Below are 25,911 nucleotides of genomic sequence, written 5' to 3'. Positions count from 1 at the left end.
GATTATGAATGTAGAACAGCAATACATAGATCTTTTTGCTCAGTGTGAAGCGATGATCTGTCGTCATAGTGCCGAGCCCATGAATGCTCCCCGGGCGGCAGCTTTTGCTGATTTCGAGCGTCAGGGATTTCCTACGCGGAAGCAGGAAAAGTACAAATACACGGATGTCAGTAAATTCTTCGAGCCGGATTACGGCTTGAACCTGAATCGTCTACCCATTCCGGTGAATCCTTATGAGGTGTTTAAATGCGATGTTCCGAATATGAGTACCTCATTGTTTTTTGTGGTGAACGATGCATTCTACAATCAGGCACTTCCTAAGTCCGGATTACCTGAGGGAGTTATTTTCGGCGGTCTGAGAGAAATGGCTGAGCAACATCCGGAACTTGTAAAAAAGTATTATGGTAAGTTGGCAGATACTTCGAAGGATGCAGTAACGGCCTTTAATACAGCTTTTACTCAAGACGGAGTACTGATGTATGTCCCGAAGAATGTGGTTGTTGATAAACCCATCCAGTTGGTTAATATACTTCGTGCAGATGTCAATTTCATGGTAAACCGACGTGTGCTGATTATCCTTGAAGAGGGAGCTCAGGCCCGTTTGCTGGTTTGTGATCATGCCATGGATAATGTGAACTTTCTGGCAACGCAAGTCATTGAAGTGTTTGCGGAAGAAAATTCTGTTTTCGATCTTTACGAACTGGAAGAGACCCATACCAGCACAGTGCGTTTCAGCAATCTGTATGTGAAGCAGGGAGCGAATAGCAATGTACTGCTCAATGGGATGACACTTCACAACGGGACAACCCGTAATACGACAGAGGTTACCCTTGCCGGTGAAGGTGCCGAGATTAATCTTTGTGGCATGGCCATTGCCGATAAGAACCAACATGTGGACAATAATACTTCTATAGATCATGCTGTGCCGAATTGTACCAGTAATGAGTTATTCAAGTATGTACTTGATGATCAGTCAGTGGGTGCCTTTGCCGGATTGGTACTTGTACGTCCGGATGCACAACATACCAGTTCTCAGCAGACAAACCGTAACCTCTGTGCCACTCGTGATGCCCGTATGTATACTCAGCCACAATTGGAGATATATGCCGACGATGTAAAATGCTCCCATGGAGCTACAGTAGGTCAATTGGACGAAAATGCTCTCTTCTACATGCGTGCTCGTGGTATTGCAGAGAAGGAAGCCCGTTTGCTGTTGATGTTTGCTTTTGTCAACGAGGTGATTGATACCATTCGTTTGGAGGCATTGAAAGATCGCCTGCATTTATTGGTTGAAAAACGTTTCCGTGGTGAACTGAATAAGTGCCAGGGGTGTTCTATTTGCAAATAATCAGTGATAAAATGAATATTCAGAAGATACGTGAAGACTTTCCCATACTCGGCCGTACGGTATATGGCAAGCCTTTGGTTTATTTAGATAACGGAGCGACTACTCAGAAGCCGCGCTTGGTGATTGACTCGATTGTAGATGAATATTACTCGGTCAATGCGAATGTACACCGTGGGGTTCATTTCCTGTCTCAACAGGCAACAGAACTGCATGAGGCCTCACGTGAGACTGTGCGTCAGTTCATTAATGCACGTAGTACTCGTGAAGTCATTTTCACTCGCGGCACTACAGAGAGCATTAATTTAATTGTTTCCAGTTTTGGTGAAGAGTTCATGCAAGAGGGGGATGAAGTGATTATTTCAGTGATGGAACACCACAGTAACATCGTACCTTGGCAGTTGCTGGCAGCCCGTAAAGGGATTGCGATTAAAGTCATTCCGATGAATGATAAAGGTGAGCTGTTACTTGATGAATATGAAAAGCTTTTTTCTGAGCGTACTAAGATCGTCAGTGTAACTCAAGTATCCAATGTATTGGGAACAATCAATCCGGTAAAAGAGATGATTGCCACAGCACATGCCCATGGAGTACCTGTCATGATAGACGGTGCCCAGTCCATTCCTCATATGAAGGTGGATGTACAGGAACTGGATGCTGATTTTTTTGTTTTTTCGGGTCATAAGGTATATGGACCGACCGGAATCGGTGTCCTGTATGGAAAGGAAGATTGGCTTGAGCGTCTTCCGCCTTATCAGGGTGGGGGAGAGATGATTCAGTCCGTTTCTTTTGAGAAAACCGTTTTTGGTGAATTGCCTTTTAAGTTTGAGGCTGGAACTCCCGATTATATTGCTACTACCGGACTTGCCAAGGCTTTGGATTATGTCACAGGCATTGGTTTAGATCATATAGCTGACCACGAACATGAGCTTACCATCTATGCTATGCAGCGATTGAAAGAGATCCCGGGTATGCGTATCTTTGGTGAGGCAGCACATAAAAGTAGCGTAGTTTCTTTCTTGGTAGGTGACATACATCATCTGGATATGGGGACTCTGCTCGATCGGCTGGGTATTGCCGTTCGTACCGGTCATCATTGTGCAGAACCATTAATGCACCGTTTGGGTATTGAAGGTACAGTTCGTGCATCTTTTGCTATGTACAATACAAAAGAAGAAATTGATGAACTTGTAGCCGGCATCGAGCGGGTTAGTAAGATGTTCTAAGCCAGTGTGTGTATTCTGACAAATATTAAAGTGTCGTGAAAGTAATGGGTTTTCACGACACTTTTTTTATAATATCCGAGTGTTGAAATTATATTGATAAAAGGCGAGTCTTCGAGTATATCATTAGATGTTAAGTGGATAAAGTTTCATTTCCGAATGTAGCTTTTGAGAATATACAAATAATAAATAGCCGGTTCCTTGTAACTTTTCGCCTCTTTTTGCGTCTAATAATAATATAAACCTTATAAATAGAAAAGAATATGTTATTAGCAACCACTCCGATAATCGAAGGAAAACGAATAACCACTTATTATGGTATTGTGTCAGGAGAAACCATTATAGGTGCCAATGTTTTCCGTGACTTTTTTGCCAGTATTCGTGATATAGTAGGCGGACGTTCCGGTTCGTATGAGGAAGTGCTTCGTGAGGCAAAGGATACTGCTCTGAAAGAAATGTCTGAGCAGGCTCGCCAAATGGGTGCTAACGCTGTAATTGGCGTTGATTTGGATTATGAAACCGTTGGAGGAAGTGGCAGTATGCTGATGGTGACTGCAAGTGGAACAGCCGTATTTTTGGAATAAAAATAATTATCTGATTGTGATAATGGCGAGCTTAGAGTAAAAGCTCGCCATTATTTTTATTGCATTATCTAAAACTTTTTTTTCCTATCAAAGGATAAGATTAAGGAAAGGCTTCCTTATGAAAAAATATAAATAATATGGGATTTCTTTTATTTCAAATAAACTTGCTTTATTTCATCAGCATAATTGTGATAAATTGTTTTAGCTATCTCTATTTCTTTCTTGACAGGTATTGCAGAAAACCCTTCCTTATTTTCTATCCAACTGGTTTCCATCGCAAAGAAGTCAATTTCTTTTGGATTTTTTTCTTCTAACTTAGCGCGAAGATAATCGAAGTATCTTTTCCAACGCGGAGCGTATAAAGTGCTCAATATTCCGTTCCATTCTTTATGAGCATAGTCATGTAGACTTGAGTTTACAGACGTCCAAGTTGTTATCTGGCGCTTTGCATTATTTATAAACATCCTTTTTTCCGTCGGATTCGAACCACATGCCTCAGCTTGTCTTATATATTCTCCCAGTAGGAATTCTTTTCGTGTACTTAACAACAAGTCTTGATCAAGAATCATCTGGAGGAATTTTGAAGTATATAAATCAAATTTTTCTATATTCTTCTCTTTGTAAGCGTCTGATATGCATTTGTGGATATACTTACCGTAATCAGCTAACATTTGACGGGTTATATCTACTACGTCATATCGATATGTATCGATGTTTTCTAACTCTTTCTCTGCTTTTAATAGATGTCCGAGTGCTTGGAGGACATTTATAGGTTGATAATAAAGATGGGCTGTTCCCCAAGATGATACATAATCTATTTTTAATGATGGGCGAGCACAGAAATAAGATTCTTGGGGACCATCTGCAGCCCAGGGACAGTTATATACAGATGTGGACAATTGGAGCATAGCTGCTTCAGCATTGCTGTTTTCGTAACCATAGCGATATGTTGTATAATTAGTTATCCAGCTTTTTATATCTATGCTGTCTGTTCTCCAGGCCATATCATATACTATATCATAATTGATGGGATTTGTCCCTATGCCCTCTGGAGTGGTGCCTACTCCACATACATATTTACCTTTGGGATGATGCTCTGCTTTTATAACACCTGTAGCATAGCTCTGAAGCTTTCCGTACATTCCTATGCGTCCGCCAAAATTGGGTAAAGCACACCATATCCAGTTATGATCCAAGAAACCATCTTCTCTATGGAATGATGATGAAGGTTCACCACCCCACTGAGGGCGGGCACATGCCATTAAGTCGAGTACCAATGCTTCTCCATGTTTAAGTCCCTTCAATAATGCGACCGAAGGATTTCCACTCCAGCCTTGGAGTACCCATATGGCATTTGGATTGTTTGCTTTCATTACCTTATATATATTGGAAGCAGCCTCTGTTATATTTATCCCCTTTGAATTGCCTCCTTCATGAAAAGGATCTCCACCATAGTAGCGGGTTTCTCCAAATAATTTCTTTTGTTCTTCATAGAATATCCGTGCAACTTTAGCAAATAGGGGATCCGAAGGGACTAAGAATGCAGGACGTTGGTACGTAATCCATTTACCTGCATCTCGTATATCCGCATTAGGAAATTTTGTGATCATACTGTTAGGAACCATACCATAGAAGCCTTGTAGTACAGGCTCCATACCATATTCTCTCATACGATCTAACATCTTTTTTTGAAGTTTGGTTTGCCGATCAATGAATTGCTGTGAAACGGGACCGCCAAACTGTTCAAGGTTTCCCATTAACCACCATGCTTCGTAACCAGCTCCTGGTAAGAAATCGATTATTTCTTTCTCTGAGTATCCTAAACGTCTGAGTGTGTTTTGCCAAACTGCGTACTGTCCTATAACTGCTACTAATGGCATATTAATGCCTTGCATTGCCATGCGATCTATTTCATCTTCCCATTGTGTCCAATCCCAAAAGGCCATAGAGTAACTATAAGTACAATAATTCATATAATATCTCAATGGCAACGTAGCATTTACATGTATTTTTTCTTTTATTACTGGCAAAGAAGATGCATGTGACAGATTATGTCCAGTCCAACTTGTAGTGTTGTGTAGGTAATAACGCATATAATGGTTTAGTCCACGAGCCATAGAAACGCCGTTATTTCCTCGAATAATCAACTTTTTACCTTTGGTTTCTAACTCAAAGAAGTCTGTCTCGTTTATAACTTCTTCAAAGACGATATTTTTTGCTTGGTTAGGTACCATTTTATTGGCAAGACGCCTTAAGTTACTTTCTTCTGCGTGGATAATAGTAGTGCAGAAACAGAAAACCAACAGTATAAAATATGTTGTATTTTTACTTTTTATGTATGATATCATAAACTATTTTGCTTTTAAAATTAAAAAAAGAGGGTGAATCAATTTATTAAACTCATTCACCCTCTATCATATAACTATTCTATCAAAAACCGAATTTTGATTTAAATTACCATCCCGGATTCTGGATCAGATTTGGATTGATGTCAATGTAATCCTGCTTGATAGGATATAGATATTGCTTTTGAGTGAAGATTAATGGACGTTCAGGTAAAACTCTTGCCTGATAGAACTCCTCTGCTGTTGCGCCAGCTGAGGTCAATCCTCTCATTCCATTAGCGTCTTTCTCAAAGAAGCTTTCAGCCTCTTTCCAACGTTTCAGGTCATATAACCAATGTCCTTCGAAGATCAATTCATTCATTCTTTCACGACGTATAATTTTTATTAATGCATTGCCTGTCGGATTACCAAAAGCTTCTGTAAGTGTTGGCAAACCTGCTTTTTCTCGAATGGCATTAAAGTAATGAGTTGCATCAGCATCCAGTGTTCCACTATATTCAGCACATGCTTCTACATAGTTTAGATATAATTCTCCTAAACGGATAATTGGGAAGGGATATGCGTTAACAGTGAATGTACCTGAACTTAATGCTTGGTTAGAAGGGCTAACTCCTTTCTTTAAAGCATATCCGCCATAAAGATGATCAGCATTTAAGTCTGCAGCTGCTACACCATTTTGTTCTTTAAAACGAAGCTTTAAAGTTACAGTATCACCATTTATTTCGTATGGGCCACGGTCATATCCTACGAAAGCATAAAAACGAGGTTCACGTTTGCGGTGTAAATAAATAGTGGAGTCATTAGGCATAATTTTCATTCGGTCTTCCCATTTATAGGCCGGGTCTTCATCACAAGGAATTCCATTTTCGGAATAGAAAAACTCCACAGCCTCCAGTGTCGGACCGATACCGCCGATAGGGGCTTGACCACGAGGACAAAATCCTTTAGGAATAACCAATACTTGTAGAAAGTTTTGATCACTGCCAGTCTCTTTTTTGCCACTGTATCCCCAAATAAGTTCTTTATTCCATGGATCTACCATTGTATAGCGTTGATTGGCTACTGCCTGATCGAATTTGCTAAGTGGTTTACTGCTTACGTACCGGTATAGTTCATTTCCGGCTTGTTCGGCCAGTGTGATTGCTTTCTTAGTTTCATCCATTGCTGTCTTCCATTTATTTTTGTCATATACTTGGTTGATGAATGGAGTTCCATTTTTATCTCTAAAATCCGAGTAAAACTCATTATTACCATTGTATAGTGGGCTGGCTGCAAATAGATACATTCTTGCTTTTAATGCTTGGGCAACAACTTTAGTTGCACGTCCAAGATCACTGTTTGGTACAGTTAAAGGCAAATCTGTAATTGCTTTATCAAACATCTCTCCAATCATTGTAACGCATTCGTCATATGGCTTACGGGGGCGGAAGAATGTTTCTCCTTCTCCGTCCAATGGAATATCTGAATCGACAATCACTATAGGACCATAGTTTTGTAACAATACGGAGTGGAAATAAGCTATTAGAAAGTTGGTTTCTGCAAGCCATACTTTCTTTTTGGCTTCGTATTCTGCTGCTGAAATCGTCATTGGCACTACTTTATCAATATTACCCTGAAATATATAGCATTGCTTGATACCTTGGTAGCATTGTTGCCAAATATCTAAAACCGGATTACTGGAACTATATTGCAATTGCTGCATCTGCAAAAAAGAGAACCACTGTAGTCCCCAGTGTTTGGAACAAACAGTCTCGTTTGACATTAGCCAACTGAAGTTAGTACGGCAGTTGTTATATTGAGGGATAAAAGAGTAACAAGAATAGATAAAGTTCTCAGCCGTTGTTTCATTTTTAAAAGCGTCTTCCAATGTGGCAGTATCGTCTGGCACTATATCCAAATAGTCACAGCTATGGAAGAGAACTGCAGAAAGGAGTGTAAGAATAAATATTAGCTTTTTCATATGAACTCATTTAAAATGTTAATTGTAAACCGATTGTTGCAACACGTAAGTTTGGATAAGTTAGTCCTTTACCTCCACCAAGTTCCGGATCCCAATGTTTGAATGGAGAGAAGGTAAGCAAGTTTTGCCCTGATATAAAGAGGCGTGCCACCTTATAGGTATAACCTATTTCTACATTTTTGAGGCGCAAGAAAGCGGCACTTCTCAACCAGTAAGTCGAATTCATAAAGTTATTATGTGAGTCGAGATTACTGATTAAACGGGGATATTCTGCATTTGGATTAGGATTCTCCTCAGTCCAATAATCTTTAGCTATAAAATCGAGTAAAGTTGTTTGGTCGGATGTAAACGGATGAATGTTCTGCATCATTAAACTTGTTTTAGCCACTCCTTGGAAGAAGACAGAGAAATCAAAGTTTTTATATTGCACAGAGCCTCCGAAGCCATATACAATTTGAGGGACAGTTGGATCACCTATTTCAGTCATATCATTACTGTCGATTTTTCCGTCTCCATTTAAATCTTTGTATTTAATGTCTCCTGGTTTCAGGTTAGGGGAGAAGGTTTGTTCCGGGCTGTTCTCAACATCTGCTTCATCTTTAAATAATCCTAATGCTATCAAGCCGGTATAGCGGTTCAGTGGTTTTCCGATTTCTGAGCGATAAGATTCGTTTTCTGGATAACTAGGTTCGTCTGCTTCAAGAAGTTCATTTTTTGCATATGTGAAACTACCCTTTAACGATACAATAAGATCCTTGGAGAAAGCTTTATTATACTCAATATTTAGATCGATACCTCCATTTTTAACTTTTCCTAAATTTGCATAGGGACGTAGGTCTCCTGTAATTCCTGATTCTGCCGGTACGATGTTTCTGCGCATGAAGATGTCTTTACGTGTTTCTGTAAACCAGTCAAAAGCGATATTAAGTGAATTGAATAAGCTCAAATCAAATCCTATATTGGCTTTTATGCCGGTTTCCCAGCGTGCACCTGCTGCACCATATCTTGTAATTATGGCACCAGTTCCCGTGTTTTGCCAGTCATTACCAAATGTATAGGATGCTCCGGACAGATTTACGTAGGTTAGATAAGGGAAGCGTGAATCAGTTGACGAGTTGCCTACTTTACCATAAGAACCTCTGATTTTCAGGTTGGAAACAACATTCCTCAATGGAGTGAAGAAGCTTTCGTTGGAGATATTGTAACCGACAGCTACTGAGGGGAAGAAGCCGAAACGTTTGCCTTCTCCAAAGTTTTCGCTACCATTATATCCAAAATTGGCTTCGATCATGTATTTATTATCATAGCCATAAGTTACGCGTCCTGCAATACCTTGATTGCGTACTGGTAAAGTTGCGTAAAAGTCAGCTGGCGCATTTTCATTGTAATCTCTCTGTAGATATACTAACATTGCTCCAACATCGTGTTTATCTCCGAAAGTTTGTGCATAGTCCAGTGAAAGTTGATAGTTAAGTAAACGGTCACCTCCATTGGATGTGGTCGTAGTAAGTGCTTTACTACCTTTTGTGATAGCCTCATAGGTGTAATTGTATTCTCCGTTGGTTCCTTGTTCATAGTCTTTGATTCCGTAAAAATAAGGGGTAAAAGAACGTACTACGTTGGTTGTAGCCCAGTTTTTGAAAGATACCAGACCCTTAGCTTTTAATCCTGGAACAATGAATTTGAGGTCTTGCTCAAGATCAAGACTCGCAATCATAGTAGATTCGTTCTTTTCGGAATATCCGCCGACCATTTCAGCGTATGGGTTACGATATTTGCCGGCAATTGGTCCACCATTACGGTTACCAAAGAGGATATAGTCTTCACCATTTTGTGCAGGAAGTACTGGAGCAAACATAACGGGTGGTGCTTCGAAAATGCCTTGATAGATCGCATCGGTTCCAGCGGCAGAACCTGAGTAATCCAGTACTTGAGCGTTCAGTCTCACGTTAGCCTTGGTGGTTGACGTTAAATTGACGCCCACATTTGCTTGTAAGGATAAACGTAGTTGATTGATATTGTTATCAAAGTTGTTCTTGGAGTCTTTCTTTAGCATACCGTTATCATTGTTTAGTGTACCGCTAAGGAAATAAGTGACACGTTTACCACCACCAGTAACATTTACATTGGCAGATTGAGTAGTGGTGAAATCCTTAAATAGATAATCCTCCCAATCTACATTAGGGTAAATATATGGATTTAATTGATTACGTGTTCCGTCAATAACCTCTTGAGAATAATAAGGTTGTGCATCTGGAGTGCGGTTTAGTACTGCATTGTTTCTCGCAATCATATAGTCTACGCCATCTGCTACTTTTACGGTTCTGGTAGGCTGTGTAAAAGAATTCTGTACGCGAATATTGATTCGTGCTTTCTCCATATCTTTACCGCTTCTGGTTGTAATCAACATGACACCATTGGCACCACGTGCGCCATATAGCGCTGTAGCTGTTGCATCTTTTAGAATTGAGAATCCTTCGATTACTTCTGGTGAAAGAGCATTCAAGTCACTAATAGATACTTCTACATTATCGATAAAAACGAGTGGAGATGTGTTACTGGCAAAGGTCGAAATACCACGTATCCAGAAATTTGCTCCGTCAGCACCCGGTTCACCGCCACGTTGCACTGCTACTACACCGGCAATGCGGCCGGCAAATGAATTGCTTAGCGTACTTGATGGGGAACGGAGCTCACTGGCTTTTACCGTTTGTACAGCTCCCACTACACTGGCTTTTTTTTGGGCACCAAATCCGACGACGACAACTTCGTCAAGTTGTTTAGCATCTGGAGTTATCTTTAAAATGACGTTTGTTTTACCATTTAAAGGAAACTCGGTAGGAGTATATCCGATAAAAGTAGCTACCAGAACTGTATTTGCTGGGACTGTAAGGGTAAAGTTTCCCTCTATATCTGTCATTGTGCCTTGTGCCTTATTACCTTTTACCACAACATTGGCTCCTGGAACTCCTTCACCGTTTTCATCGAGAACTTTTCCGGTGACTTTTACTTCTTTTACTTGCTGTTGTGGGGCTTCTTCTTTTACTTTGCTAACTGTAATTTGCCGATTATTAATGTTATACTTTAATCCTGCCTCTTCTGACAGGATATTCAGAATGTCTTCTACATTTTGTTTATCTACTGATATTGACACTCTCTTTTGTAATACAGGTAAAAGATCCTTTGAATACAGTATAACAAACTCACTGTTTTTCTCGATATAGTCCAATATCTCTTTTACTGTTTTATTACTTGAATGGAGTGTGAAAACAGTTTGCTGGGCATAAGTCTTTGCTGCATAAACAGGAGTATTGATACTCGGTATAAGCAAAAAAATACTAATTAATAAAAAAAAGGACGTAATCCTCCCTGCCTTATGACAAGGAATTGCTTTCTTTTTCATACTTTTACATTGATTTTAGTTAATCATTAAAGTTTGTGATTTAATAAAAAGTCATTAGAGTCGGATAATATGGGCGTATTATCCGATTTTCTTTTTTATTCGCTTTCTTTCTACATAATGGTGTGTTTTTTTAAGGTTAAACATTGGTTACTTAAAACTTGTGTTATTCTATATAGATTACATTGTTTTTCATTGTATATTCAGCAGGTAAAATAGACCGAATCGACTTCATTACCTGATTTAAATCATCATTTAAATAGAGCTTACCAAACATTTGCTCGTTTTCTATAGCAGCATCGCATCGGATATTCTGGCCATAATAATCTTGTAACCGTTGCAAAACTTGCTTTAGACTTTCTCCTTGTAGAGTCCATATTCCGTCAATCCAACTGATATAATCACGGGCATCTACTTTCGCTTTACCGGTTATGCCTGCCTGGCTGAGTTCTACCTTTTCATTAGGTGCCATCTTGATATGGCGGTTCTGCTGATCTTTCACATTTACCGAACCTTCTACCAGTACAACAGTAGCCTTTTCTTGACCTTTATAGGCTGATATGTTGAAGGATGTGCCCAATACACTTACCTCAAATCCGGAGGTATTCACAATAAAAGGTTTCGAAGCATCATGGGCTACTTTCAGATATACTTCTCCTTCCACATAAATTTCTCTGTACTTTCCTTCAAATGTACGAGGGTAAATGACTTTACTCCCGGAGTTAATCCATATCTTGCTGTTATCGGCCAAAACAATTTGTGAGCGTTTGCCCTTAGGAACGATAATCTGGTTGTATGCCTCTTTGCTGTCATCCTCTGTAAGTTTATTGGAGTTGACTTGTACTTGTCCGGTAGCAGAATAAGTGACTTGGGCATTATTATCCAATTCTATTTTCTTTTGGTCCGAAACAACCAGTGTAACCTCTTTTATATCTTGAGGTATTTCTGTTTGCAGGCTTTGCGCTATCTTATTTAAGTCGTGCCTTTCTTCATCATTCATCAAAAGAAAGCAAGTAATCCCTATTAACATAGCTACAGATGCAGCTGCCAATGAATACCTCATGATGCTGAACCATTGTATGGACTTGCCGCTTTTCTTGATGTGGCTGACAGATGTGCTGTCGGCATTTATTTTGTTTTGTACCTTTTCCCATATATCCGTTTCCTCTGTTTCTGGGGGAAAACATTGGTTCCAAAGAAAGTCGAGTTTATCATATTCGGCTTGTTCCTCCGGAGATGCGAATGATTTCTTTTCCGGATGATCGCCATCCTTATTCAGGAAGGAAGCAAATAATTTAAACTTATTCTTTCTCATTACTTTAATAGGGTTACATAAATAAAGACGCAACTTCTTTAAGAATCTCCTATTCCTATTCTATTTTTTCTTTAAATTATCTTCCGATTTATTTTCTCAGGCCTTCTGAAATTATTTCTAATGCTTTGGCAATGTGTATATTAATGGTCTTTACAGAGATGTTCAGTATTTTGGCAATTTCTTTGTAAGGCAAACGTTCCATCTTTGCAAGAACAAAGACCATTTTACATTTGGGTGGAAGTGTCTGGATGAGATGATTGATTTGGGCGATTTCTTCCCGGCTGATAATCTGTTCGTCGGGTGTTTGCAGGTTGCCGGTTATTTGGAAATCGTCAATCTCCTCCCAAGAAGAGATTTCATTTGAATTTTCGGCTTTCCGCAGATAGGAGATAGCCTTGTTGTGGGTTAAAGTAAGTAACCAGGCTTTTATATTCTTGATTTCTTCTATTTCTTCCCGGTGCCTCCATACATCCAGAAAGACATCACTTACTACTTCTTCAGCTATCTCTTTTATCCGTACGAAACATAAGGCATAGTAGAACAAGTCTTTCGAATAGCTATTAACAAAATGGCGGAAAGAAGTCTCTTCTCCTTTCTTTATTCTGCTGATATCTTCTATGTTGTTGTTCATATATAGAGTAATGGTTACTGCATGTACGCTGCAAAAATATAAAATATAAACTTCTTTTCTTTATATTTATTATATTGTTTCACTCTTTAATATAATAATAAATGGTAACTAAGGTCCGAATCATCTTTATTGGCCTCTATATATCAGTTCTAAATCGGCCATAAATAAAGGCGAAACATCTGATGACGTTTCGCCTTTCACATTATTGGGGGAGAGATTGATCGCAGTTGAATTTATTCAGCTATCAATTCTATCACTCGGCTATTGGTCTGTGAAGTAGTGAATGCATTCAACCCAACTTTCATAAGGTAATCACCGGAGAAAGTTTTTTCGTTACCCGGCAGATTCGATTTCCGGCCCGGCATTAGATTAATTTCTTTCACCCGGTACATTTTTCCGGCATCAAGTCCCCGGAGCTTAATCGGGAGCAGTTTCTCGCCAAAGCGGGGATGGATATCATACGCGAAGAGAACAGCTTTCGAAGCATCCGGTGCGGCATACATAATCGCCATGTGATTGCTTTCATATGGAGAGATGAGGCGGTATTGATCACCATCCAGTATGACAGGCTTCAGGCGCTTATAATTTGCCACGGCTTCTTGGCAATAAGTCAGTTCGTCCGCTTTCATATCTTTCAGGCCGATGTCGAATCCCAATTTACACATGCTGGCAACATCGGTACGGAACTTTACACTCGTCCTGCTGTTCCAACTTGTAACATGGGCACACATGGCTTTGGAAGGGAAGAATTGTGAGAAACCCCACTGGATGAACAAACGCTCTATCGGATCGGTATTGTCCGAACACCAAAACTCTGTGAAGTATTTCAGTGCTTCGTAGTCGCAACGTGCACCACCGCCGGAACATAGCATCATCGGGACATTGGGGTATTTTTCTTTGACCCGTTTCAATACATTATATATACCGCGTACATGATTGATATAGAGTTGTCCTTGTTTGTCTTTCAGATAGGGAGAATAGATATTGGTGATGGGGCTGTTGCAATCCCACTTAAAGAAAGCTACATCAGGGTTTTCCGTCATAATCTTATCGACTACGCCGAATACGAAATCCTGTACTTTGGGGTTGCTCAGGTCGAGTACCAATTGATTGCGGTAATAATAAGTTTCACGGTTCGGATAATGGATTGCCCAGTCGGGATGTGCTTCGAACAGATCACTTTGAGGATTCACCATCTCCGGTTCTATCCAGATACCGAATTTGACACCGGCTTCTTTCGCTTTCTCTACTAATGCAGGGATACCTCCGGGAAGTTTGCTTTTCATTGCTTCCCAATCGCCCAGGCCGGCATGATCGTCGTTGCGTGGATGTTTATTCCCAAACCAGCCATCGTCGAGCAGAAACATATCTACACCCAGATGTTTGGCTTCTTTCATCAATTTACCCAATAACTCTTCATCGAAAGTGAAATAAGTGTTCTCCCAATTATTGAGGAGAGTCATCCGGTCTCCCTGGCCATCTTTCAGTTGGTAGTTGCGTGCCCAGTTGTGTAAATTGCGGCTGGCTTCTCCCGTACCGTTGTTACTCAGGGTAAAGATAAATTCCGGGGTAGTGAATATTTCGTTTGCTTTTAATTGATAATCCGAAGCATATGGGTTGATGGCAGGGATTACCCGCAAGTTCCCCTCGTTGTCTACCTCAAAAGTAAACTGGAAGTTGCCTGTCCAGCCAATGGTACCCAACATTACTTGTCCCTGATGTTCTTGTGCAGGCTGTTCCAGTCCGAGTTCGAAGAAAGGTTGCATGTGCATGGCTGCGCGGCTTCCTAATTTTGTATCGAGAATTTTTTTGCCCGGTTGCAATTGTTGTGTACTCATCTGTACCTCTTTGGCCCAGTCACTGCTGAATTCGGTGAGATAATATTTTTGGTTTGCGAAATAAAGCATCGTTGAAGCATAACGCCATAGAGTGACCGGTTTCTTCTGTTGATGCGTGATCTCACTCCATGTTTTGATTACATTTTGTTTAGGATAAGATACATAGTGCAACGTCACATCTACCGGATACTGGTCGTCTTTCATCCGGATGATGGTCTCTGTCCTGCCTTCTACTGTTTTCTGTTCCGAGGACACATAACGCAGGATGGTACTGGGGTTACCGTCGTTGTTTGTAATGGCTACAGCCGGTTCGAAATAGTCTTCCCCACCGGATCCCGGATATACTTCCCATCCGCGGGATCGCCCTGAAAGGTGGCTCAGGTCCCGGTCGTTTAATAGTTTGTCACCCAGATAAGCCTGATATAGGCGTCCGTTCGGAGCGACCTCTAAAATAAGGTCTGTCCGTTCTGTCGAGATGCGAATCTGCTTCGATTCTTGTGCACTTACATGGAGGCAGGCTGTAAGAACCAATAGTGTTGCAAGTAATTTTTTCATGGTATTATTATTGATGTTATAAAATATGCATTGTGCATGCAAAGTAAAGGAAACTTCGCTATATTCACAAATGAAACGAAAGGAAACAAACGGGAATCCATACTTCTGTTTGTTAAGTGGTTCTCCGGCAAGTAGTGCAACTTTCAGGGCAGATTCCTTTATTGCGGGAATTATCGTTCCGCTACTTTGTTTTTGCATAACATAAAATTGTGTAATTTTGGAGAGCTAAAAATAAAGGAGGATGAAAACAAATCTGAAACTAATTCCGGGAGCTATGCTTGTGCTTCTTTTTCTGATTACCGCCTGCAATCTCTACAGGCGACCGATTCCCGATGAGATGATAGGAGAGCATAGGATTCACCGTGCTGACGGCTTCATGACCCAGGACTATCGTTTAGCGATTAATCCGGTCAATGATTCGGTATATGATATTAAGTTGTGGGAGAAGAAGAGCTCCTCAAGAAAGCCGGAGCAGATATATTATGATGGATTACGTTTCCATTACCGGGATACTGTGCATATTTCCACGAAACGCGTCACGAGCGGTACGGAAACTTATCGGGTAAATAAAAGACGGGTAACACGAGATAAGAATCCTCGTACGTGGTATACTATTCGGCTGAGCAGTGGCGGATTTGTAATGTCTGATTCATTGATAGAGCGGCAAGGCGTTTCCGACGAGCAACATCGGAAGTGGCTTTACAAACAGTATGGCAAATTGACTTTCTGCGAAGGGAAAATTGTTTTTCTGAACAGTCGTTGTCCGGCGTTTTATTTAAAGAAGCAGGAGAGATGAAGCGTTTTGTATCTGCTCCCATTTTTCGGGGCTGGCAGAAGCAAAAGGCAAAAATATTTGGTTATCTCGTTTAGATTCAATACTTTTAGGCTTTCGTTAAACCTTTAAATATTGTACGTCTATGGATAGCATCCTTTTCTGGCTTGTTCCGCTTGCCTCTGTTCTGGCTCTCTGTTTTGCGCTCTATTTTCATAAGCAAATGATGAAAGAGAGCGAAGGTACTCCGCAAATGATTAAGATTGCCGCTGCTGTACGTCGGGGCGCTATGTCTTATCTGAAGCAACAGTATAAGATTGTTGGCTGGGTCTTTCTGGGACTCGTGATTCTGTTCTCTGTAATGGCTTATGGTTTTCAGGTACAGAATGCCTGGGTACCGATAGCCTTTCTGACCGGGGGCTTTTTCTCCGGACTTTCGGGTTTTCTGGGAATGAAAACTGCCACTTATGCTTCGGCACGTACTGCTAACGCTGCGCGTACGTCACTGAATGCCGGACTTAGGATTGCCTTCCGAAGTGGGGCTGTGATGGGACTGGTGGTAGTAGGGTTGGGGTTGCTCGACATCTCTTTCTGGTATTTGTTGCTTAACTGGGCGATTCCCGCTGATGCACTGACACCTACCCATAAACTCTGTATCATTACCACTACGATGCTCACTTTCGGTATGGGTGCCAGTACACAGGCGCTCTTTGCCCGTGTAGGCGGGGGAATTTATACAAAGGCCGCTGATGTGGGAGCCGATCTTGTAGGTAAAGTTGAGGCCGGCATTCCGGAAGACGATCCGCGTAATCCTGCTACCATTGCCGATAATGTAGGTGATAATGTAGGCGATGTGGCAGGTATGGGTGCCGACTTGTATGAATCTTATTGTGGTTCTATTCTGGCAACGGCTGCTTTGGGTGCTGCCGCCTTTATTCATACGGGTGATACGGTGATGCAGTTTAAAGCTGTGATTGCCCCGATGCTGATTGCTGCTATCGGTATCATTCTTTCCATTATCGGTATTTTCTCTGTCCGCACCAAGGAGAATGCCACCATGAAGGATCTGCTTGGTTCGTTGGCTTGGGGAACAAATCTGAGCTCGGCTTTGATTGTAGTGGCTACTTTTTTCATCCTATGGCTCTTGCGACTGGACAACTGGATGTGGATTTCGTGCGCGGTAGTTGTAGGGCTGGTTGTGGGTATTGTCATCGGTCGTTCGACGGAATATTATACTTCTCAATCCTATCGTCCTACTCAGAAGTTGAGTGAAAGCGGTAAAACCGGTCCCGCCACAGTTATTATTTCAGGTATCGGGCTTGGTATGTTATCTACGGCTATTCCGGTGGTTGCGGTGGTGATCGGCATCATTGCCTCCTATTTGCTGGCTTCCGGTTTCGACTTCGACAATGTAGGAATGGGGCTTTATGGCATCGGTATCGCTGCTGTCGGTATGCTTTCTACATTGGGTATCACGCTTGCTACGGATGCTTATGGCCCGATAGCAGATAATGCCGGTGGCAATGCAGAAATGTCCGCTTTGGGTAAAGAGGTCCGTAAACGTACCGATGCGCTCGATTCGCTGGGAAATACAACGGCGGCTACCGGAAAAGGGTTTGCCATTGGTTCGGCAGCTCTGACAGGATTGGCATTGCTGGCATCTTATATCGAGGAGATCCGTATCGGACTGACCCGTTTGGGTAATCTGGAACTGACCTTCCCGAATGGAGATACCATTACTACGGCTAATGCCACATTTGTAGACTTCATGAATTACTATGAAGTAAACCTGATGAATCCGAAAGTACTTTCCGGTATGTTCCTCGGTTCGATGATGGCATTCCTGTTTTGTGGACTGACTATGAATGCAGTCGGTCGTGCGGCCGGACACATGGTAGATGAAGTACGACGTCAGTTCCGCGAGATGAAAGGTATCCTGACCGGAGAGACCGAACCGGATTACGAGCGTTGCGTCGCTATCTCTACGAAAGGGGCACAACGTGAAATGGTGGTTCCTTCTCTGATTGCCATCGTTGCGCCGATTCTTACCGGGCTGATATTTGGTGTCCCCGGTGTATTAGGCTTGCTGATTGGCGGATTGAGCAGTGGGTTTGTACTTGCCATTTTCATGGCCAATGCCGGCGGAGCATGGGATAATGCGAAGAAATATGTGGAAGAAGGGAACTTTGGCGGTAAAGGCAGCGAGGTACACAAAGCTACAGTGGTGGGTGATACTGTCGGTGATCCGTTTAAAGATACGTCCGGTCCGAGCCTGAATATCCTGATTAAACTGATGAGCATGGTTGCTATCGTCATGGCGGGATTGACTGTTGCCTGGAGCCTGTTCTGAGTTCTAAAAAAGACCGTTTTATCCTTCTCCTACAGAAAATGTGTTTCGATCTTCCATCTTCCACCTTTTAATGACCAATTGCTTGTATTATTGTGTGTTAACAAGGTGGAAGATGCGTTTTTAAGGCCGTTTATCTTCCACCTCTATCTTCCATCTTCCACCCTCTTTCAGGGAGGTTGGTTTAATGTTAAATATCTGGGAGTTAGATAGATGAAACTGCTTTTCTATGGATAAATGTCAGTAATAGCATTTTGCTTTCCTTCATACCTTTAGCGATTATGGTTTGAAGTTTATCCCGGCCCTTGTACCCGGGCTGGTGAGCCCGCATACCTGTGCCCATGGGCCCGCATACCCGGGCTTATGAGCCCGGGTATGCGGGCCGGGATAAAGTTATGGTAACAGATGCTTGTTCTCTTATTCTTAATGTGTTATAGATGCTATGACGGATGCTTGCTTTCTTCTTAATCTTTTTGCAGAAAAGGTAGATACTCCTATTCCGGATAGTAAGATGAGATTCGGTTTGTTCTGTTGTTCATTTCCGTTTAATTGATTACATTTGCCATGTTAAATAAAAGAAACGATGCTCTTACCCTGGTTAAACGAAGAACTGATAGAAGCCGGTTGTGATGAAGCTGGACGTGGTTGTCTGGCGGGTGCGGTTTATGCCGCTGCTGTGATCCTGCCCAAAGATTTTGAGAACGAGTTGTTGAATGACTCCAAGCAGTTGTCCGAGAAACAACGTTATGCTTTGCGCGAAGTGATTGAACGGGAAGCCATCGCTTGGGCAGTCGGCATTGTTTCACCCGAAGAGATTGATAAGATAAACATCCTGAATGCTTCGTTTCTTGCCATGCACCGGGCAGTAGATGGGCTAAAAACCCGTCCTCAGCATCTGCTGATCGATGGAAACCGTTTCAGGAAATATCCCGATATTCCCCACACCACCGTCGTAAAGGGAGACGGCAAGTATCTTTCGATAGCTGCCGCCTCTATTCTTGCAAAAACGTATCGTGACGACTATATGAATGGGCTGCATCAGGAATTTCCATGTTACGGCTGGGACCATAACAAGGGGTATCCGACGAAAAAACACCGTGCGGCTATTGCCGAAAACGGTGTTACTCCTTATCATCGTATGACCTTCAACCTGTTAGGCGATGGACAGCTGGAGTTGTTTCCTAAATAGACAATCCTTTATCAGAACCACTTTATTTTCCTGAAGATAACAAAAGAAAGAGTCGACAGGAGTACGGATATCAGAATAATCAGCATGAAGGCATGAGGCATCTCTTCCAGGTGTATATCCACATTCATGCCATAAAAACTGGCTATTAACGTGGGGATCATCAATGTGATGGAAAGGCTTGTCATGCGTTTCATGATGGCGTTCACATTGTTTGAAATGATAGACGCAAAGGCATCCATCGTCCCTGTGAGAATATCGCTGTAAATGTTGACCGTATTGAACGCCTGCTTCAGTTCAATGATAACGTCTTCCACCAACTCTTCATCCAGAAAGTCGGTATCTTGAAAGATGGTTTTCAGTTTACCGATCATCACTTCGTTGCCGCGGATGGAGGTGTTGAAGTAGACCAGTGTCTTCTGCAACTTCATTAAGCGTAGTAAATCTTCGTTACGGATGCTGCGTTCCAATTCCTTCTCGGCAGCGGTGATGTCAATATTTATCTGTTTCAGGTACTTCAGGAACCAGACTGCCGAGGAATAAATCAGGCGGAAAATCAGATCGAGTTTGTTGCGCACTTCGATTCCTTTCCGACGGGTATGCTCGATGAAATCCGGAATCATATCCGTCTGATGGTAACATACCGAAACAATGATTTCATTGTTGGTGATGATGCCGATGGGGACGGTGATGTAGGGGAGGCTGCTTTGAGTGTTCTGTACCGGTATGCGCAGAATGGTCAGCAGCCAGTTACCTTCGGTTTCCGTTCGCGGGCGTTCATCGGTATCGGCTATATCGTTTAAAAAAGATTCAGGGACTTTCAGCGTTTCGGTCAGGAATTTAAAATCACTGCTGTCCGGGCACACTACGTTGACCCAGCTGTTCGGAAGCCATTGTGCTTTTTCCACAAAGCCGGCTTCACAATAAAGATATGTTCTCATCTTATTGCCTCCTTTCGTTTGTTGATGTCCGAGCAGAGGCATTACCGCAGAATGACTCTGTTCGTGTTAGTTAATACTGTTGCACGTTCGCGGGTTTGAATCGTCCATATTCTGTTTTTTATTTTTAAAGCGGCGCAAAAGTAAGGAAATCATTTCAAATCCACCGCATTTTTTCTTCCTTTTTGTCTGATAGGGAGATAGCTTAACATAGATTAAACGTGTTCGTAATTAACTTTTTTGTACCTTTGCACCCGAAAATCAGAACGACAATTAAATTTTAGAATATTATGAGTAAGAAAGCCCTTTTAATGATTCTTGATGGTTGGGGATTAGGCGACCACGGGAAAGATGACGTAATCTTCAACACTGCTACTCCGTACTGGGATTATCTGATGGAGACCTATCCTCACTCTCAGTTGCAGGCCAGCGGTGAAAACGTAGGTTTGCCCGACGGACAGATGGGTAACTCAGAAGTGGGTCACCTCAATATCGGTGCAGGACGTGTAGTTTATCAGGATTTGGTAAAGATCAATCTCTCTTGCCGTGATAACAGCATCCTGAAGAATCCGGAAATCGTTTCAGCTTTCTCTTATGCAAAAGAAAATGGAAAGAATATCCATTTCATGGGATTGACTTCAGATGGCGGTGTGCACAGTTCTCTGGATCACCTGTTCAAACTTTGTGATATTGCTAAAGAATATAATATTGAGAATACTTTCGTTCATTGCTTTATGGACGGACGTGACACAGACCCGAAAAGCGGTAAAGGCTTTATCGAACAGTTGGAAGCACACTGTGCCAAGTCTACCGGTAAAGTAGCTTCTATTATCGGACGTTACTATGCCATGGACCGTGATAAACGTTGGGAACGTGTGAAAGAGGCATACGACCTGTTGGTAAACGGTATCGGTAAGAAAGCTGCTGACATGGTGCAAGCTATGCAGGAGTCTTACGATGAAGGTGTAACGGATGAGTTCATCAAACCGATTGTGAATGCCAATGTAGACGGTACCATTAAGGAAGGCGATGTCGTTATTTTCTTCAATTACCGTAATGACCGTGCTAAGGAACTGACAGTCGTTTTGACGCAACAGGATATGCCGGAGGCGGGTATGCACACTATTCCCGGGTTGCAGTATTACTGTATGACTCCGTACGACGCTTCGTTCAAAGGTGTACACATTCTCTTCGACAAGGAAAATGTTGCTAACACACTTGGAGAATACCTGGCTGCTAAAGGAATGAAACAGCTTCACATTGCCGAAACAGAGAAATATGCTCACGTAACATTCTTCTTTAACGGCGGTCGCGAAACTCCGTACGATAACGAGGACCGTATCTTGGTTCCGTCTCCGAAAGTTGCCACTTACGACTTGAAACCGGAGATGAGTGCCTATGAAGTAAAAGATAAATTGGTGGCTGCCATCAACGAGAATAAATACGATTTTATCGTTGTGAATTATGCAAATGGTGACATGGTAGGCCATACCGGTATCTACGAAGCCATTGAGAAAGCGGTAGTTGCGGTAGATGCTTGCGTGAAAGATACCATTGAAGCTGCCAAAGCTCAGGGGTACGAGGCTATCATCATTGCTGACCACGGTAATGCTGACCACGCTCTGAATGAAGACGGTACTCCCAATACGGCTCACTCTTTGAATCCTGTACCCTGTGTATATGTGACAGAAAACAAAGATGCAAAGGTAGCAGACGGACGTTTGGCAGATGTGGCTCCTACTATCCTGAAGATTATGGGATTGGAAGCTCCTGCTGAAATGAACGGTCAAGTTTTAATTAAGTAAAAGCCTGATAAACAGATAGGAGGGCGGAGTTCTACTCCGCCTTTTTTATAGGATAGAATTATGATTCAGATAGATGACGTTGTTGTAAGCCTGGATGTGCTTCGCGAAAAGTTTATATGCAACCTGGATGCCTGCAAAGGTGAATGTTGCATTGAAGGAGATGCCGGGGCCCCGGTAGAACTGGAGGAAGTGGAGAAACTGGAGGAAGTGCTTCCGGTCGTTTGGGACGAATTGTCACCCGAGGCGCGTGCCGTGATAGACAAGCAGGGAGTGGTGTATACTGATCCGGATGGCGATCTGGTGACTTCCATTGTGAACGGAAAGGACTGTGTGTTTACCTGTTATGACGAGAAAGGATATTGTTATTGTGCCATCGAGAAAGCATACCGGGAGGGAAAAGTAAATTTCTATAAACCGGTCTCTTGCCATCTGTATCCCATACGGGTAGGTAATTATGGACCTTATAAGGCGGTAAACTACCATCGGTGGGATGTGTGTAAGGCTGCTGTATTGTTGGGCCGGAAAGAGAATGTGCCTGTCTACCGTTTCCTGAAAGAACCGTTGATTCGCAAGTTTGGTCAGGAGTGGTATGATGAACTGGAAATTGTGGTAAAAGAGTTACAGGATAGAGGGATGATATGAACAGACAAGTAAAGAAGATACTCAAGATCAGTGGCATCACATTGGGCTCTGTACTCTTGGTGCTGCTTGTAGCCATTGCTTTCGTGATTAATTTTATCGTAACTCCGAAGAAACTGACTCCGGTCGTGCTGGATGCTGCCAATCAGACTCTGAATGCACACTTGGATATGGAAAGCGTAGAATTGACTTTCTTTTCGACTTTCCCACAATTTGGACTGAAAGTTAAGAACGGCTCTCTGGTGTCCAGAACTTTGAATGATAGTAATTGGTGTAAAACCGATTCATTGCTTTCTTTCAAAGAGTGTGTGCTGACTGTAAACCCGGTGGCATATTTGACGGAGAATCGTATTATCGTTCATAATCTCTCTTTGGACGAAGTATCAGTGTATGCCTACCGGGACAAGGCCGGACAGGCAAACTGGGAAGTGACCCGTGCTTCGGCAGATACGATTCCGGAGGATACTGTGTCTGCTGACTTTAATAGCGAAATTGATATCCGGAATATCGAACTTAAACATGCCAATCTCATTTTCGATGACCGGAATACGGATATCTATTCGCGGATAGATGATGCTAATCTGAAGTTGAGACTTTCATTGACAAAAGGTGTTTCTACCCTGGGACTGAAGTTCGACAATAAGAATATACTTTTCTGGCAACAGGGAGAATTGCTGGTCAATAAGATAGCTACTTCTCTTCGGACGGATATTACGGTGGATCGTCAGACTGCTGTCTGGAAACTGAAAGATACGGAGCTTAATGTAAATGGGATTCAATTGGATGTGAACGGGGCATTCCGTCGGGATACTGTGGCAAAAACGATCGGTATGGATCTGGAATATGGCTTGCATGCTCCATCTATGGAGACAGTACTTCGAATGATTCCGAAAGCATATGTGAAAGACAGTAAAGTATCGGCCAAAGGGGAGGTTACTGTCAGTGGCAGGGTGAGAGGTGTGTATGGTGACAAAAAGTTACCGGCTGTGTCATTGAAGATCGGTATTAAAGAGGCTTCGGCACAATACAAGGGTTTGCCGTATGGCATTGATGAGGTGACGGCGGATTTTGATGCGTATGTCGATCTGATGCGTCATCAGCCTTCTTATCTGAATCTGAAAATCTTCCACTTTAAGGGGGCGCATACCGAAGTACTGGCCGATGCGAAAGTAGACGACTTGTTGAACGATCCGTTGATCACTTTTCATACCAAGTCGACCGTTGACCTGGATGCACTTGCCAAAACCTTTCCGTTACAGGAAAGTGTGACGATCCGGGGTAAACTGGATGCGGATATGGGAATGAAGTGTCGTCTTTCTACTTTGAAGAAGCAGGACATCGGACGTATGAAGTTGGGAGGCAAGCTCGAACTGAATGATTTCGAATTGAAAGATACTGCTAAAGATTTCAACTTCCTGGGTAATGCGACTTTCCGTTTCCGTGATAACGAGACTCTGCAGGCTCAGGTGGATATCCGGAAGCTGGTGTTGAGAAGCCGTTTGCTTTCTTCTGATATTGAACGGTTGGTTGCCAACGTAACTTCTACTAATCCGCAGGATACTACCCGTATCGTTTCTTTGCAGTGCGATATGGAAGTAAGTAAACTTCATGCTTCGATGGGAGATTCGATAAAGTTATACAGTGCCCGTGCTAAGGCCCAAGCGGCTTTGGAACCTCAGGAAGCGGATGTAACAAAGCCGGCGGTTGATTTCTCGCTTCGTGCCGATTCGCTTTTCTTCAGTGCGGCGGAGACTCGTATGGCTATGAATGTGGCCGGTATCAAGATGAAAGCTGAGAAATTGAATGACTCTTTGTGGGTGCCTAAGGGAATTGTTGGTTTCGACCGTTTGCGTTTCCGTACACCGGAGTTCGGATTGCCCATCCGTATGGCAAAGACAGCGGTAACAGTCGATGGGCCGAAAATCAGGCTGAAGAATGCTTCTGTCCGTATCGGACGTTCTGACATGACGGCTACCGGTGATATGGAGGGCGTTTACAGGGCTATGACGAAAGGCGAGAAGCTGACAGCGCATTTATCCCTTACTTCCAATCTGATAGATTGCAATCAATTAATTAATTCATTGTCTTTCCCTCAGGACACTACGGAAGTGCTTACCGACAGTGTACCTTCGGAGATGAAGTTATTCGTGATTCCCCGAAACATAGATTTTGAACTGCAGACAGATTTGAAAAAGGTAGTTTTTGAAAAAATGCTTTTTGAAAATGTGCATGGTGCGGTAGATATTAAAAATCAGGCCATACATCTGGAAGACCTTTCGATGCGCGCTCTCGATGCGGATATGAAAGCGGTAATGGTTTATAAGGCCAGTAGCCCGCGTGGTGGATATGCAGGTTTCGATTTCAAAATCCGGAATATCAATATTGCAAAGCTGGTTGATTTCGTGCCTTCACTCGACACGATAGTGCCCATGCTCCGTTCTTTTAAAGGGCGTGTTATGTTTGATGTGGCAGCCGATGCCCGCTTGGATTCGGCTATGAATATCCGTATCCCGACTTTGCGTTCGGCTATTCATATCAAAGGGGACAGTCTGGTTCTGATGGATGGAGAAACCTTTGCTGAGATTTCGAGGATGTTGATGTTTAAGAATAAGAAGGAAAATGTATTCGACAGTATTTCTGTCAATGTGACGGTACATGACGGTAATGTGACCGTTTATCCGTTCCTCGTAGAGATAGACCGTTATAAAGCGGCTATCGGCGGTGAACAAGGACTGGATATGAATTTTAATTATCATATTTCCATTCTTAAATCGCCATTGCCGTTTAAAGCCGGAGTAAATATTACGGGTAATCTGGATAAAATGAAATTCCGCATTGGCAAGGCTAAGTATAAAGATGCGGTTACCCCCGCTGCAGTGCATCGGGTGGACAGTACCCGTGTGAATATGGGTAACGAGATTGTTAACCGCTTCCGGAGAGTAATTACCGGACGAAGGCCCAGATAAAAAGATAGTCAAAGAAAAGCGCCGGTCCGAAGGATTTTCCTTCAGTACCGGCGCTTCTTCGT

16 protein-coding genes are annotated in these 25,911 nt (G+C 42.4%); 9 read left to right on the top strand and 7 right to left on the bottom strand.

Going from position 1 to position 25,911, the window contains the following annotated elements:
* Positions 1–4 precede the first annotated feature (4 nt).
* The 3 genes from sufD (at position 5) to JZY04_RS12220 (ending at position 3,152) form a co-directional block, all read left to right on the top strand.
* Complete coding sequence (sufD, locus tag JZY04_RS12230) at positions 5–1,348, top strand: Fe-S cluster assembly protein SufD (RefSeq protein ID WP_005779333.1); 1,344 nt, start codon at positions 5–7, stop codon at positions 1,346–1,348.
* Between the two features lie 11 nt (positions 1,349–1,359).
* A complete protein-coding gene (locus JZY04_RS12225; protein ID WP_122142649.1) occupies positions 1,360–2,571 on the top strand; it encodes a cysteine desulfurase in 1,212 nt (403 codons plus the stop codon).
* 260 nt (positions 2,572–2,831) lie between these two features.
* The gene (locus JZY04_RS12220; protein ID WP_005779329.1) at positions 2,832–3,152 is read left to right on the top strand and encodes a heavy metal-binding domain-containing protein; all 321 of its coding nucleotides are present in this window, start codon (positions 2,832–2,834) and stop codon (positions 3,150–3,152) included.
* A 149-nt stretch (positions 3,153–3,301) separates the two neighbouring features.
* On the opposite strand, the gene JZY04_RS12215 is transcribed toward JZY04_RS12220, so the two are convergent.
* From JZY04_RS12215 to JZY04_RS12190, 6 genes are all read right to left on the bottom strand, one after another.
* Complete coding sequence (locus JZY04_RS12215; protein ID WP_122142614.1) at positions 3,302–5,500, bottom strand: alpha-N-acetylglucosaminidase; 2,199 nt, start codon at positions 5,498–5,500, stop codon at positions 3,302–3,304.
* Positions 5,501–5,606: 106 nt separating this feature from the next.
* Positions 5,607–7,457, bottom strand: coding sequence for a RagB/SusD family nutrient uptake outer membrane protein (locus JZY04_RS12210; RefSeq protein ID WP_122142613.1), 1,851 nt, complete (start codon positions 7,455–7,457; stop codon positions 5,607–5,609).
* 10 nt (positions 7,458–7,467) lie between these two features.
* Entirely contained in the window at positions 7,468–10,860 is a 3,393-nt protein-coding gene (locus tag JZY04_RS12205; RefSeq protein WP_122142612.1) for a SusC/RagA family TonB-linked outer membrane protein, read from the bottom strand.
* Positions 10,861–11,023: 163 nt separating this feature from the next.
* Positions 11,024–12,172: a FecR family protein gene (locus JZY04_RS12200; protein WP_122142611.1), complete on the bottom strand. Its 1,149-nt coding sequence runs from the start codon at positions 12,170–12,172 to the stop codon at positions 11,024–11,026.
* A gap of 88 nt (positions 12,173–12,260) precedes the next feature.
* A complete protein-coding gene (locus JZY04_RS12195; RefSeq protein ID WP_122142610.1) occupies positions 12,261–12,803 on the bottom strand; it encodes an RNA polymerase sigma-70 factor in 543 nt (180 codons plus the stop codon).
* Between the two features lie 233 nt (positions 12,804–13,036).
* The gene (locus JZY04_RS12190; RefSeq protein ID WP_220575453.1) at positions 13,037–15,196 is read right to left on the bottom strand and encodes an alpha-galactosidase; all 2,160 of its coding nucleotides are present in this window, start codon (positions 15,194–15,196) and stop codon (positions 13,037–13,039) included.
* 241 nt (positions 15,197–15,437) lie between these two features.
* On the opposite strand from JZY04_RS12190, the gene JZY04_RS12185 reads away from it, so the two are divergent.
* The 3 genes from JZY04_RS12185 to JZY04_RS12175 all read left to right on the top strand — a co-directional run bounded on the left by JZY04_RS12185 (position 15,438) and on the right by JZY04_RS12175 (position 19,504).
* Positions 15,438–15,992 (top strand): hypothetical protein, encoded by a 555-nt coding sequence (locus JZY04_RS12185; protein ID WP_122142609.1) that lies wholly within the window; start codon positions 15,438–15,440, stop codon positions 15,990–15,992.
* Between the two features lie 121 nt (positions 15,993–16,113).
* Positions 16,114–18,318, top strand: a complete 2,205-nt coding sequence (locus tag JZY04_RS12180) for a sodium-translocating pyrophosphatase (protein ID WP_005779303.1) — start codon at positions 16,114–16,116, stop codon at positions 18,316–18,318.
* Between the two features lie 580 nt (positions 18,319–18,898).
* A complete protein-coding gene (locus tag JZY04_RS12175; RefSeq protein WP_005779299.1) occupies positions 18,899–19,504 on the top strand; it encodes a ribonuclease HII in 606 nt (201 codons plus the stop codon).
* A gap of 11 nt (positions 19,505–19,515) precedes the next feature.
* On the opposite strand, the gene JZY04_RS12170 is transcribed toward JZY04_RS12175, so the two are convergent.
* A complete protein-coding gene (locus JZY04_RS12170; RefSeq protein ID WP_032542926.1) occupies positions 19,516–20,442 on the bottom strand; it encodes a magnesium transporter CorA family protein in 927 nt (308 codons plus the stop codon).
* 287 nt (positions 20,443–20,729) lie between these two features.
* Between JZY04_RS12170 and gpmI the strand changes: the two genes are divergently transcribed.
* The 3 genes from gpmI to JZY04_RS12155 are packed head-to-tail and all read left to right on the top strand — an operon-like array spanning position 20,730 to position 25,849.
* A complete protein-coding gene (gene gpmI, locus JZY04_RS12165) occupies positions 20,730–22,244 on the top strand; it encodes a 2,3-bisphosphoglycerate-independent phosphoglycerate mutase (RefSeq protein ID WP_005779296.1) in 1,515 nt (504 codons plus the stop codon).
* A gap of 60 nt (positions 22,245–22,304) precedes the next feature.
* Positions 22,305–22,886 carry a DUF3109 family protein gene (locus tag JZY04_RS12160; protein ID WP_005779295.1) on the top strand — a complete coding sequence of 194 codons (582 nt, stop codon included), beginning with the start codon at positions 22,305–22,307 and terminating at the stop codon, positions 22,884–22,886.
* Positions 22,883–25,849 carry an AsmA family protein gene (locus tag JZY04_RS12155; RefSeq protein ID WP_122142608.1) on the top strand — a complete coding sequence of 989 codons (2,967 nt, stop codon included), beginning with the start codon at positions 22,883–22,885 and terminating at the stop codon, positions 25,847–25,849. Before JZY04_RS12160 ends, JZY04_RS12155 begins: the two co-directional genes overlap by 4 nt.
* Positions 25,850–25,911: the final 62 nt, after the last annotated feature.

Source organism: Bacteroides sp. 11BF, from assembly GCF_019633765.1.
GTDB classification, from domain to species: domain Bacteria; phylum Bacteroidota; class Bacteroidia; order Bacteroidales; family Bacteroidaceae; genus Bacteroides; species Bacteroides hominis.
Note: the sequence above shows the minus strand (reverse complement) of the source record. Positions and strands in the feature narration are given on the sequence as shown.

Coding starts and splice junctions, on each gene's coding strand:
- sufD (WP_005779333.1), top strand. CDS start 5: ATGAATGTAGAACAGCAATACATAGATCTTTTTGCTCAGTGTGAAGCG.
- JZY04_RS12225 (WP_122142649.1), top strand. CDS start 1,360: ATGAATATTCAGAAGATACGTGAAGACTTTCCCATACTCGGCCGTACG.
- JZY04_RS12220 (WP_005779329.1), top strand. CDS start 2,832: ATGTTATTAGCAACCACTCCGATAATCGAAGGAAAACGAATAACCACT.
- JZY04_RS12215 (WP_122142614.1), bottom strand. CDS start 5,500: ATGATATCATACATAAAAAGTAAAAATACAACATATTTTATACTGTTG.
- JZY04_RS12210 (WP_122142613.1), bottom strand. CDS start 7,457: ATGAAAAAGCTAATATTTATTCTTACACTCCTTTCTGCAGTTCTCTTC.
- JZY04_RS12205 (WP_122142612.1), bottom strand. CDS start 10,860: ATGAAAAAGAAAGCAATTCCTTGTCATAAGGCAGGGAGGATTACGTCC.
- JZY04_RS12200 (WP_122142611.1), bottom strand. CDS start 12,172: ATGAGAAAGAATAAGTTTAAATTATTTGCTTCCTTCCTGAATAAGGAT.
- JZY04_RS12195 (WP_122142610.1), bottom strand. CDS start 12,803: ATGAACAACAACATAGAAGATATCAGCAGAATAAAGAAAGGAGAAGAG.
- JZY04_RS12190 (WP_220575453.1), bottom strand. CDS start 15,196: ATGAAAAAATTACTTGCAACACTATTGGTTCTTACAGCCTGCCTCCAT.
- JZY04_RS12185 (WP_122142609.1), top strand. CDS start 15,438: ATGAAAACAAATCTGAAACTAATTCCGGGAGCTATGCTTGTGCTTCTT.
- JZY04_RS12180 (WP_005779303.1), top strand. CDS start 16,114: ATGGATAGCATCCTTTTCTGGCTTGTTCCGCTTGCCTCTGTTCTGGCT.
- JZY04_RS12175 (WP_005779299.1), top strand. CDS start 18,899: ATGCTCTTACCCTGGTTAAACGAAGAACTGATAGAAGCCGGTTGTGAT.
- JZY04_RS12170 (WP_032542926.1), bottom strand. CDS start 20,442: ATGAGAACATATCTTTATTGTGAAGCCGGCTTTGTGGAAAAAGCACAA.
- gpmI (WP_005779296.1), top strand. CDS start 20,730: ATGAGTAAGAAAGCCCTTTTAATGATTCTTGATGGTTGGGGATTAGGC.
- JZY04_RS12160 (WP_005779295.1), top strand. CDS start 22,305: ATGATTCAGATAGATGACGTTGTTGTAAGCCTGGATGTGCTTCGCGAA.
- JZY04_RS12155 (WP_122142608.1), top strand. CDS start 22,883: ATGAACAGACAAGTAAAGAAGATACTCAAGATCAGTGGCATCACATTG.